This window comes from Novosphingobium mangrovi (genome assembly GCF_022818885.1).
GTDB lineage: Bacteria > Pseudomonadota > Alphaproteobacteria > Sphingomonadales > Sphingomonadaceae > Novosphingobium > Novosphingobium mangrovi.
Genome location: NZ_JALHAT010000045.1, coordinates 1 through 10660 on the forward strand (window position 1 = coordinate 1; position 10660 = coordinate 10660).

9 protein-coding genes are annotated in these 10660 nt (G+C 65.1%); 4 read left to right on the plus strand and 5 right to left on the minus strand.

What is annotated here, in order from left to right:
- Positions 1-227, plus strand: a 227-nt coding sequence (locus MTR65_RS17850; RefSeq protein ID WP_243802600.1) for a hypothetical protein, incomplete at its 5' end; no start/stop codon positions are given.
- 92 nt (positions 228-319) lie between these two features.
- Here MTR65_RS17850 and MTR65_RS17855 read toward each other — a convergent pair.
- The gene (locus MTR65_RS17855) at positions 320-1831 is read right to left on the minus strand and encodes a hypothetical protein (protein ID WP_243802601.1); all 1512 of its coding nucleotides are present in this window, start codon (positions 1829-1831) and stop codon (positions 320-322) included.
- A gap of 277 nt (positions 1832-2108) precedes the next feature.
- On the opposite strand from MTR65_RS17855, the gene clpP reads away from it, so the two are divergent.
- Both clpP and clpX read left to right on the plus strand, forming a co-directional pair.
- On the plus strand, positions 2109-2774 hold the full coding sequence (gene clpP, locus MTR65_RS17860) for an ATP-dependent Clp endopeptidase proteolytic subunit ClpP (RefSeq protein WP_039391357.1): 666 nt from the start codon (positions 2109-2111) through the stop codon (positions 2772-2774).
- Between the two features lie 156 nt (positions 2775-2930).
- The gene (gene clpX / locus MTR65_RS17865) at positions 2931-4184 is read left to right on the plus strand and encodes an ATP-dependent Clp protease ATP-binding subunit ClpX (protein ID WP_226633846.1); all 1254 of its coding nucleotides are present in this window, start codon (positions 2931-2933) and stop codon (positions 4182-4184) included.
- A 232-nt stretch (positions 4185-4416) separates the two neighbouring features.
- Here clpX and MTR65_RS17870 read toward each other — a convergent pair whose 3' ends face one another.
- On the minus strand, positions 4417-5019 hold the full coding sequence (locus MTR65_RS17870) for a nuclear transport factor 2 family protein (RefSeq protein ID WP_243802604.1): 603 nt from the start codon (positions 5017-5019) through the stop codon (positions 4417-4419).
- A gap of 124 nt (positions 5020-5143) precedes the next feature.
- On the minus strand, positions 5144-6142 hold the full coding sequence (locus MTR65_RS17875) for a cation diffusion facilitator family transporter (RefSeq protein WP_243802606.1): 999 nt from the start codon (positions 6140-6142) through the stop codon (positions 5144-5146).
- A 351-nt stretch (positions 6143-6493) separates the two neighbouring features.
- Here MTR65_RS17875 and MTR65_RS17880 point away from each other — a divergent pair, with 351 nt between their 5' ends.
- Positions 6494-9007 (plus strand): TonB-dependent receptor, encoded by a 2514-nt coding sequence (locus MTR65_RS17880; RefSeq protein ID WP_243802608.1) that lies wholly within the window; start codon positions 6494-6496, stop codon positions 9005-9007.
- A gap of 264 nt (positions 9008-9271) precedes the next feature.
- On the opposite strand, the gene mtgA is transcribed toward MTR65_RS17880, so the two are convergent.
- Together mtgA and MTR65_RS17890 are read right to left on the minus strand one after the other, a co-directional pair.
- The gene (gene mtgA / locus MTR65_RS17885; protein WP_226633838.1) at positions 9272-9937 is read right to left on the minus strand and encodes a monofunctional biosynthetic peptidoglycan transglycosylase; all 666 of its coding nucleotides are present in this window, start codon (positions 9935-9937) and stop codon (positions 9272-9274) included.
- Positions 9938-10036: 99 nt separating this feature from the next.
- Positions 10037-10660: GGDEF domain-containing protein (locus MTR65_RS17890; RefSeq protein WP_243802610.1), on the minus strand; the 624-nt coding region annotated here is incomplete at its 5' end.

Here is a 10660-nt window from a genome sequence, read left to right on the forward strand (position 1 = left end):
CCAAGAAGGCCGCTGCCAAGAAGGCCGACGACGCCGAAGCCGGTGACGAGCCGGCCGAGAAGAAGGCCCCGGCCAAGAAGGCTCCGGCCAAGAAGGCCGCTGCCAAGAAGACCGAGGACGGCGAAGCCAAGCCCGCCGCCAAGAAGGCTCCGGCCAAGAAGGCTCCGGCCAAGAAGGCTCCGGCCAAGAAGGCCGCTGCCAAGGACGAGGCTGCCAAGGAAGACTGATCGCGTTCGCGGGGCCAAGCCCCGCGTTCGATCGGCTCACGAAGGCCCGGCATGGTCGTCATGCCGGGCCTTCTTGCGTCCGGGCTGCAGGCTTAGTTGGCGATGTGCCCGAGGGGACGGTCGCTGGCGATCCAGCCGTAGCCGACGCGCGTTAGCGTAAGTGTGTCGAGGGCGAAGCCCTGGCTGCGCAGGTGGGCCCGGATTCGGTCGGCGGTGAAATGGCTGTCCGGGTCGTGTTCGGCCCAGAACAGGTTGGGGCAGTCGCGCGAAAGGGTGCGGGAGCCTTGCGGGGCAAGCGTGAAGCCCAGGCGCCGGGCGACCTCCCGATAGGCGAAGGGCACGACGCGGGCGTTGTCGGCCGGGGGCATCGCAATGAGATCGGCGTTCCAGTAGGGATCTATGAAAACCCGGGTTGCAGGGCAGGCCGCCTGCACGCGCGCGATGATCCGCCCTGTTCCGTACCAGCTCTCGCGCTCGGCCGCCCACAGGGCGTTGTGGCGTAGGCCGAGGCCGCCCACTACCAGCGCGGCCAGGAACAGCAGGCTGGCAAGATGGGCGGGCCAGGCGCGCACCAGGCGTGCGGTGCACAAACCCAGGAGGACGGCCAGAACCCCCACGGCGGGGGCGAGGTACTTTTCGATCAGGATCGGTCGCAGGCCAAGGTGGAGCGCGCTCAGCACGATGAGGCCAAGTGCCAGCCCGCCGCCCAGCAGCAGGGTTCCTGCCGCGTGGGGCGCAAGGCGGCGCGTCCTCCAGCTCTCTCGGACGAGGAGTAACCCGCCTCCCGTGGCGGCGGCAAGCAGCAGCAGATTGGCCTCAAGCGTGCGCTGCAGGGCATAGCGCAGCGTGTCCAGCAGCGGGCCCAGGCCTCCCTCGATCCAGAAATGAGCCGTGTTGGCCCCCCAGTAGCGCGCCTGGATGGCGGTGATCCCCAGAAAGACCGTGCCCGCGATCAGCGGCGGGGGCAGGAGTGCGCGCAGGCGCGGGCCATCGCGCGCCGCCAGCGCCGCGCCCACGAAGGGCACGTAGAGCGCGCCGCACAGCAGCGTTGTCACGATATGCGTGTTGAAGGCGAGGAAGGTCGCGGCGAAACCGGAGAGAAGCGCGGCTCGGTCGCGGTCCTTGGGAGCGGTCCAGCTGCGCACGAGGCAAAGCGCCAGGACCGCGCCCAGGCACAGCGACAGGAAATAGGAGCGCAGCTCGCTCGCCGTGTGGATCGTGGCGCGCCCCCCCAGCAGCACGAGCAAGGCGGCAAGGGCGCTGGCGCGCAGCTGCGGGTCGCGCCGGACAAGGGCCCACCCCGCAAGCCCGGCGGCGCCAAGGATCGCAAGATGGACAAGCCGGTGGCGCGGGACAGGTCCCAGCCAGGCGCTCGCGCGCATCAGCGCATAGTAGAAGGGGGGATGGTTGTCGCGCAGCCAGCTCGTGCGCAGCGCGTCGCCCCAGCTGCGCGTGGGCAGGGTGACCGCCTGGGTATAGAATTCGTCGTACCAGGGGCCCCGGTGCCGGGTGACCCAGGCGATCGCGAAAAACAGGAGGGCAAAGGCGCTCGCCGTGATCAGGACGTTCCAGGGGATGCGCCCTGCCGCGGCGCGGACTTTCATCTCGACGTCATGCCTTGTCTCCGGGGCCATGTGCGGCAGCCCGGTCCGTACGCTGACCGGGAACTGCGCAGATTCGGTGGCCGCGCCTTTGTGGTGGGCAGTGCACGCTGGCCTGTCAATTTCCCCGGTGTCAGGCGTCCGAGTGCGGGACGGCGCGGGGGTGGTTTGGGCAATTGTGGAGCAATTGTCGCAATCCATACACCGATTGATGGGTTTATGCCCTTGAACATCGGGATAGGGCACGCGAAATAAGGCAGGCAACCAGATGAGGAATCCCATGCTCGACCTGTTTGGCGCGTCAGGCGCTCAAGGAAAATTCACCACCGATCCCGTGACCGGCGCGCTCGTGCCGATGGTCGTCGAGCAGACCAGCCGGGGTGAACGCAGCTTCGACATCTATTCGCGCCTTCTGCGCGAGCGCATCGTCTTCGTGACCGGCCAGGTCGAAGACCACATGGCCTCGCTGATCGTCGCGCAGCTGCTGTTCCTGGAATCGGAAAATCCCTCGAAGGATATCTCGATGTACATCAACTCGCCGGGCGGTGTCGTTACGGCGGGCATGGCGATCCATGACACCATGCAGTACATCAAGCCGCGCATCTCGACCGTGTGCATCGGCCAGGCCGCCTCGATGGGCAGCTTCCTGCTCGCAGCCGGTGAGCCGGGCATGCGCATCGCGCTTCCCAATGCGCGCATCATGGTGCACCAGCCCTCGGGCGGCGCGCAGGGCATGGCCTCGGACATCGAGATCCAGGCCCGCGAGATCCTGCGCATGCGCCGCCGCCTGAACGATCTCTACGTGAAGTACACGGGCAAGTCGCTCGACGAGATCGAGAAGGCGATGGACCGTGACACCTTCCTCGAGGCCGAAGAAGCCCTGGCCTTTGGCCTGGTCGACAAGGTCTTCGAGACCCGTCCCGACGCGGACAAGCCGGAGGGCTGATAGCCTCCCGGGCGTGGACAGGGAGGGACCGGAATTGGCGGATCGGTCCCTTCACCCCCTGTCAACGTTGACCGCCTAGGATTGCTAAACCGCCCCCGTCCAAGGTAGACTCGTCGAGTCGCCCGCGATGGGGCCTTTAGATGGAATGCGAAGAAATTGAGCGGATCTGACGCGAAAAGCACCCTGTACTGCAGTTTCTGCGGGAAATCGCAGCACGAAGTGCGCAAGCTGATCGCGGGACCCACGGTCTTCATCTGTGACGAGTGTGTCGAGCTGTGCAACGACATCATTCGCGAAGAGACGAAGGCGGGGATCGCGGGCAAGAAGGATGGCGGCGTGCCGTCCCCCCGCGAAATCTGCGAGACGCTGAACGACTACGTGATCGGCCAGGAGCGCGCCAAGCGCGTCCTGTCGGTGGCTGTCCACAACCACTACAAGCGCCTCAAGCACGCGGGCAAGCAGGGCGACGTCGAGCTGTCGAAGTCGAACATCCTGCTCGTCGGGCCGACCGGCTCGGGCAAGACCCTTCTCGCCCAGACGCTGGCCAAGACCTTCGACGTGCCCTTCACCATGGCCGACGCCACCACGCTGACCGAAGCCGGTTACGTGGGCGAGGACGTGGAGAACATCATTCTCAAGCTGCTGCAGGCGTCCGACTACAACGTCGAGAAGGCGCAGCACGGCATCGTCTACATCGACGAGATCGACAAGATCAGCCGCAAGGCCGAGAACCCGTCGATCACGCGCGACGTGTCGGGTGAAGGCGTGCAGCAGGCTTTGCTGAAGCTGATGGAAGGCACCACGGCCTCGGTTCCGCCGCAGGGCGGACGCAAGCACCCGCAGCAGGAGTTCCTGCAGGTCGATACCACGAACATCCTGTTCATCTGCGGTGGCGCCTTTGCGGGGCTGGAAAAGATCATCGGCGATCGCCTCCAGAAGCGCTCGATCGGCTTTGGCGCGCACGTCGCCGATCCCGACAAGCGCCGCGTGGGCGAACTGCTCCAGAAGAGCGAGCCCGAGGATCTTCTCAAGTTCGGCCTCATCCCCGAGTTCGTCGGCCGTCTGCCGGTCATCGCGACGCTTGAGGACCTCGACATCGCCGCTCTGGTGATGATCCTCAAGGAACCCAAGAACGCGCTGATCAAGCAGTACGCCAAGCTCTTCGACCTGGAGGACGTCGAACTGACGTTCACCGACGAGGCGCTCGAGGCGATTGCCCAGAAGGCGATCGACCGCAAGACCGGCGCACGTGGTCTGCGTTCCATCGTCGAAGGGCTCCTGCTCGACACGATGTACGACCTGCCGACCGAAGAGAACATCGCCGAAGTCGTCGTCGATGGCGACGTGGTGGCGGGCCGCAAGGAACCCGTCCGCGTCCTCAAGGGCGACAAGGCCGAGGAAGCCGCCTGACCAGCACGCCTCCCGCCTGAGCGGAAATTCGAAAAGGCCCGGGGATCTCAGGATCTTTCCGGGCCTTTTTCATGGAGAGTGGAAAAAGATGCAGATCCGAGGGCCATCGCCCTCGGGCTCCCGATACCGTCTAGCTCACGTCCCGCGCGCCACCTCAAACCGAGAAAGGTGAGGTGGCCGGTTATGGGGTCAAGGGGTGATGACCCCTTGTAAATTTCTCTCTTTCTGAGCCTTAGCGCCCTTCCATCTGCGGTCCGGCAATCGCCACCGCACGGGGAGGCGGGGTTTCGCGAAGCGGCTCGGGGGCATCGTCCAGACGGGCCTGACGGATCACCTTGCCGTCCTGCGTGACGGTCATCTCCTGCGAGGTCGTGGTCTTCAGTTTCCACCCGCCTTCGCCGTGGACCCAGGTATCTTCGGCCAGCGCGATCATCTCCATCGCGTGCCCGCGCACCTTTGCGCTGGCGGTCATGGTCTGGCGCACCCGGGCCTCGTTGCCATCGAGGGTAAGGGCCTTGATCGTGGTGCGGGTGTCGCGGTCGGTATCGGCGGGGGCGCCCTGCAACTCGGCAATCATGGCCTTGGCATCAAGCGTGCGTCCGCTGAGTTCGGTGCTGGTGAAGCCGGGGGCAAGCAGGGCCTCGATGTCTGGGGCCGAGCGCTGCTCCATCGCCTGCCTGAGTTCGTCATAGCGCAGCTGGAGTTCGGCGCGGGCCGTGTCGGCCTGCAGGACAGGCGCGTCCGGAGTGGTCGCGGCAAGGCTTGCGCCGGCGGGCACCGCAAGGCCGAGAAGAGCGCAGCTGGCAAGCAGCGATTTTACGGAAAGCAACGGCATGGACGGGCGGCTCCTTGGACAGCATCGCGCATCGGTGCACCAGGACGGCGCAACCGGATGGGAGCTGCAATGCGCCAGACGGGGCGCGGTGCCGCGTGTGCCGACGAGGCGGCCCGCCCTTGCGTCAGACCGTGTCGGGGCTTGCCAGCGCGCAGCTCTCGGCGTGCCCGGTCTCGACCTGGATCGTGGGATGGCCGATGCCGAAGTCGTGCGCCAGCTGCTCGGCGATGGCGGCGAGAAACGCATCGTCGGCGGGGCCATCGGGCTTGACGAGGTGGGCGGTGAGCGCGGTTTCGGTGGTGCTCATCGGCCAGACGTGAAGGTCGTGGACATGGCTGACACCCGGTTGGCTTTCAAGCAGGCGGCGGACCCTGGCGATGTCGATGCCATCGGGCACGGCGAGCATGCCCATGCGCAGCGAATCGCGCAGGATGCTCCAGCTCGACCAGGCGATGACCAGTGTGATGATGAGTGAGGTGACGGGATCGAGCAGGGCAATGCCGGTCGCCCAGATGAGGCCGCCTGCAATGACCACGCCGGCCGAGACGGCGGCGTCGGCCATGAGATGGACAAAGGCGGCGCGCAGGTTGAGGTCCGACTTCGAGCCCTTGGCAAAGAGCAGCGCGGAGAGCGCGTTGATGGCAATGCCGATGGCTGCCACCACCATCATCGTGGTGCCCGCGACCTGGGCAGGTTCGAACAGGCGGCGCAGGGTCTCGACCAGGATCGCGCCGACCGTGCCCCACAGCAGGGCCGCGTTGGCGATCGAGGCCAGGATGGAGGAACTCTTGAGGCCGTAGGTGAAGCGCTCGGAGGGCGGGCGCGCGGCGAGGATGGCCGCGGCCCAGGCCAGCAGCAGCGAGACCACGTCGGTCAGGTTGTGCCCGGCATCGGCGAGAAGCGCGATGGAACCGCTGACGAAGCCCGCGATGGCCTCGACGATCACGAATACCACGTTGAGACTGACGGCAATGGCAAAGGCCATGTTCGCCCCGCCCGGAGGAGGGCCGTGATGGTGATGATGGCCGTGTCCGTGCCCATGTCCGTGCCCATGATCATGGCTATAGGAATGCCCGTGGTGCCCATGGGTGTGCGAGGGTGTGGCTAAGGTCTCGTGTTCCATCGCAAATGTGTCTCTCATGCCACGCCCGGGCGATTCAACTGTTGTTGTAACATGTCATTCACAATTCTCGCTTTCTCCAGACGGCGGATAAGAGAACTTGCCTCGTGACATTTTTGCCGCAGTGCAAAAATGTACGCTAAAAAATAATCCATTAAAAACAATATCTTGTTTTGGTCATTTGGATGATAACGCGCTCCACGTTGCAAAATTGCGCCGTTGCAGCAGTAAATGGCTCCCAACCGTCAGAAAGCTGTCATATGTCACTGCGCATAGCCACCGCAGCGCATGCAGTGGCTCACAAATCCCATCGCATGTTGAATTTACCCAGTCTGACACCTTCAGGGGGCACTGATGAAGTTTAGTTCTGTTCTCAACACCGCGACGAGCGCGCTTGCCGTCGGTGTTGCTTTCCTGGCCGTTCCGGCCTTCGCGCAGTCGACCGGTTCGGTCGACTTCGAAGAGGACGCGATCATCGTCACCGGCCTGCGCGCCGAAGACGTCGCCGGTCTCGAGATCCCCGCGACCCCCAAGGCCAAGCAGGTCCTGACCGCCGAGCAGATCCAGCGCGCGCGTCCGGGTCAGACGATCAACGACATCATCAACCTGGTGCCGGGCGTCAGCTTCCAGAACAACGACCCCTGGGGCTCGATGGGCGGTGGCTTCACCATCCGCGGCTTCGGCGCGGACCGCGTGTCGCAGACCCTCGACGGCCTGCCGCTCAACGACTCGGGCAACTACGCGCTCTACACCAACCAGCAGGTCGACACCGAGATCCTGGAATCGGTGAACGTGAACCTAGGCGTGACCGACGTCGACAGCCCGACCGCGTCGGCTTCGGGTGGTACCGTCAACATCCGTACCCGTACCCCGGGCGATGATTTCGGCCTGTTCACCACGATGACCATCGGTGACGTGCTGACCCCGGGCAGCTACTCGGACAGCCTCTACACCCGTGCGTTCGGCATGATCGACACCGGTGACTTCACCGGCATTGGCACCAAGGCCTTCGTCTCGGCCAGCTACCAGAACTACGGCGTGCCCTACAATCCGTACGGCCGCGTCGACAAGACCCAGCTCAACGCCCGCCTCTACCAGGATCTGGGTAGCAACGGCGACTTCGTCTCGGTCGCCGGCCACTGGAACCAGAACCGCAACAACTTTGCCGGTTCGGAGAACGTCAACACGCTTCTGGGCTACTACGACGACGAGTTCAGCAAGCGCGATCGCTACACCGTCTACACCGCAGACGGCCAGTTCCCCTATCCCTGCTCGCTGCCCGAAGGCACCGTGGTCGGTGGCGGCGGTACGCCCGACAAAGACGACTTCTACAACGACTCCAGTTCGTCGGGTGATTGCGGCGCGCCGTTCTATCGCCGTTACAACCCGTCCGACACGGGCAATATCCGCGGTTCCTCGCGTTTCACGCTGGCTGACGGCCTGCTGCTCACGGTTGATCCGAGCTACCAGTACGTCAAGGCCAACGGTGGCGGCCCTGACGGCATCTACGAAGGTTTCTATGAGACCGGCGGTCAGCAGTACACCGGCGCTTTCAACGGCCGTTACTACTTCGGTCGCGACCTCAATGGCGACGGGGACACCCTCGACGTCGTTGGCGGCAATGACCCCAGCCAGACCCGCACCGACCGCCTCGGCGTCATCGCCAACCTGATCTGGGAAATCAACGACGACCACCGTGTCCGCGTTGCCTACACCTGGGACCGTGCGCGTCACCGCCAGACCGGCCAGATCACCCCGATGCTGGCCAACGGCGAGCCGAGCGACGTCTTCGCGATCGACAACGCGCTGCTCGACCTCAACGGCGAGGAAGTGAACAAGCGTGACCGTCTGTCCTGGGCGATCCTGCACCAGGTCTCGGGCGAATACCGTGGTACCTTCGGTGACTTCACCGCCGTTCTGGGCCTGCGCGCGCCGTTCTTCACGCGCCGCCTGAACCAGAACTGCTACACCACTTCGATCAGCGGCTATGTCGACTGCCCGGCCCCGGGTCAGGACATGACCGCCTACGAGGAGGCCAACCCCGACCACGCCCGTCCGCAGTCGCGCAAGTACACGTACGACAAGCTGCTCCCGAACGTCGGCTTCACGTACAACTTCCTGCCGACCGCCTCGGTCTTTGCGAACTACGCCAAGGGCCTTTCGGTCCCCGGTACCGACCCGCTGTACGACTCGCTCTACCTGCCCGACGGCGACTTCGCCCGTCCGGTTCCCGAGACGACCGACAGCTTCGACGTCGGTTTCCGTTATCGTGAAGGTGGCCTGACCGCGCAGCTTGCCGGTTGGTACACGCAGTACAAGAACCGTCTGGCCTCGGCCTTCGACCCCAACGCCAACAACGGCGACGGTGCGACGGTCTACCGTAACCTCGGAACGGTCGACAAGTGGGGTATCGACGGCTCGATCGCGTATCAGCCGACCCGCAACTCGCTCATCTACATCTTCGGTTCGTACAACGACTCCGAGATCAAGGATGATGTGGTGTCGGCCGATGGTGTGGTTGCCACCGCAGGCAATATGGAATCGGGTTCGCCGAACTACTCGTACGGTGCCCGCGGCCAGATCGCTTTCGGCGCGCTCGAACTGGGTGCCCAGGTCAAGCGTACCGGCAAGCGCTGGCTCGATGATGAGAATACCACCCGCGTTCCTTCCTACACGCTCGTCGACTTCGACGCGCGCCTGGTCATCGGTGAAGGCCCGACGGGCGGCGATGTTGCGCTTCAGCTCAACCTCACCAACCTGTTCGACGAATACTACGTCGGCTACTTCGGCGGCTCGCTGAACGGCGAGAGCTTCGCCCAGATCGGCGCTCCGCGTGCGGGCAGCCTGGCGCTTTCGGTCGGCTTCTGATCTGATCGATCAGGCCGAACGGCACGAAAAGAAGGGGAGGGGCTTTCGGGCCTCTCCCTTTTTTTGTGCCCTGTCAGGGGCAGCTGAAAGTGAAGATCAGGCTAGCCTCTTGATCCCGGACATCGGCGACCTCACCCGTCTCGGCGGTGGTGGCCGGAGAGCCCCAAGGTCGACAGTTCGGGGAGCCCGAGGGCCATGGCCCTCGGAACTATCCTCTTATCTTTTCAGCTCAGTAGCGATGCGCTGCGGTTCGCGGCCAGGGCCTTACTCGTAGACACAGGCGTCGAAGCCGCTGTTACGCACCGTGCCGATGCGCGCGGAGATCGTGTTGCCATAGCGGCGGGTAAAGCCCGCCGGGTTCTTCACGCTGCGGGTCTTGGGGCTGGGGAGGGCGGCGGCCATGCGCGCGGCCTGGAGCGGCGTGAGGCTGGCGGCGGACTTGCCGAAATAGCGCTGCGCGCCTGCTTCCACGCCGTAGGTGCCGATGCCGGTTTCCGCGACGTTGAGGTAGACTTCCATGATCCGGCGCTTGTCCCACAGGTGCTCGATCAGGAAGGTGAACCAGACTTCCAGGCCCTTGCGCGCATAGCGGCTCCAGCCTTCGCCCTGCCACAGAAACACGTTCTTGGCGGTCTGCTGGCTGATCGTCGAGCCACCGCGCAGCCGTCCGCCTTCGGCGTTGCGTTTCATCGCGTTCTCGATGGCCTCGGTGTCGAAGCCGTTGTGGGTGCAGAACTTTCCGTCCTCGGCCGCGATGGCAGCGGCGACCATGTTGCGGTCGATGTCGGAAAGCGGTGTCCAGTCCTTGGTGATGCCGTTCGAATCTGTGAGCATGGTGATCGTCACCGGCACCGGCACGAAGCGGTAGAGCAGCGTGATCCCCGCGCTCAGCAGCAGGAAGGCAAACACGATCTTGAGGAGCAGACGCATCGGGATAGGGGCTTTCCGCGTGGGAGAGAAACGAATGCGGGTGATAAACGCGCGGTGCAGGAGCGTCCAGCGCCGCGCGTGCGGGGCGGAGGGCTGAGCCTAGTTGGGGACAGGTTCCAGCTGGCCGAGATCACGCGGCGCATCGTTACCCGGCGCGGCGAGGACCACGCGGTCGCGGCCTTCATGCTTGGCGCGGTAGAGCGCGGCGTCGGCCTTGCGGTAGAGATCGCGGAAGACCTCGCCGGGGATGGCTGGGCAGACGCCGATGCTGACCGTCATGGCAAGGCCGGGGACGGGAGGCAGGACGGTGCCTCCGGCATCGGGATCGCCAGGCCGCGCGGCGGCAATGGCGCGGCGCAGGTCCTCGGCGATCATGGCTGCGCGAAGCGCTGCGGGCCCGCTCAGAAGCAGGGCGAACTCTTCACCGCCCAGGCGCGCGGCGATGCAACGCGCGTTCTCGCGCGCGGCAAGGGTGCGCGCGAGTGCGACCAGCACATCGTCCCCGGTGTCGTGCCCATAGGTGTCGTTGATGTGCTTGAAAAAGTCGATGTCGAGCAGAAGCAGCGCGGCGACCTCGCGCCCGTGGGTGACTTCGGCAAGGATTGGCTCGATCATCTCGATGAAGCCGCGCCGATTGCGCAGCGAGGTCAGGGGATCGCGGCGGGCCAGTTCGCGGGCCTGGGCCTCGGCGCGCCGGGCGGCGGCGTGCTCCTGGCGCAGGCG

What these genes read in the sequence shown, in the direction of transcription:
- MTR65_RS17855 (WP_243802601.1), bottom strand. Translation starts at nt 1,831, where the DNA reads ATGAAAGTCCGCGCCGCGGCAGGGCGCATCCCCTGGAACGTCCTGATC.
- clpP (WP_039391357.1), top strand. Translation starts at nt 2,109, where the DNA reads ATGCTCGACCTGTTTGGCGCGTCAGGCGCTCAAGGAAAATTCACCACC.
- MTR65_RS17870 (WP_243802604.1), bottom strand. Translation starts at nt 5,019, where the DNA reads ATGCCGTTGCTTTCCGTAAAATCGCTGCTTGCCAGCTGCGCTCTTCTC.
- MTR65_RS17875 (WP_243802606.1), bottom strand. Translation starts at nt 6,142, where the DNA reads ATGGAACACGAGACCTTAGCCACACCCTCGCACACCCATGGGCACCAC.
- MTR65_RS17880 (WP_243802608.1), top strand. Translation starts at nt 6,494, where the DNA reads ATGAAGTTTAGTTCTGTTCTCAACACCGCGACGAGCGCGCTTGCCGTC.
- mtgA (WP_226633838.1), bottom strand. Translation starts at nt 9,937, where the DNA reads ATGCGTCTGCTCCTCAAGATCGTGTTTGCCTTCCTGCTGCTGAGCGCG.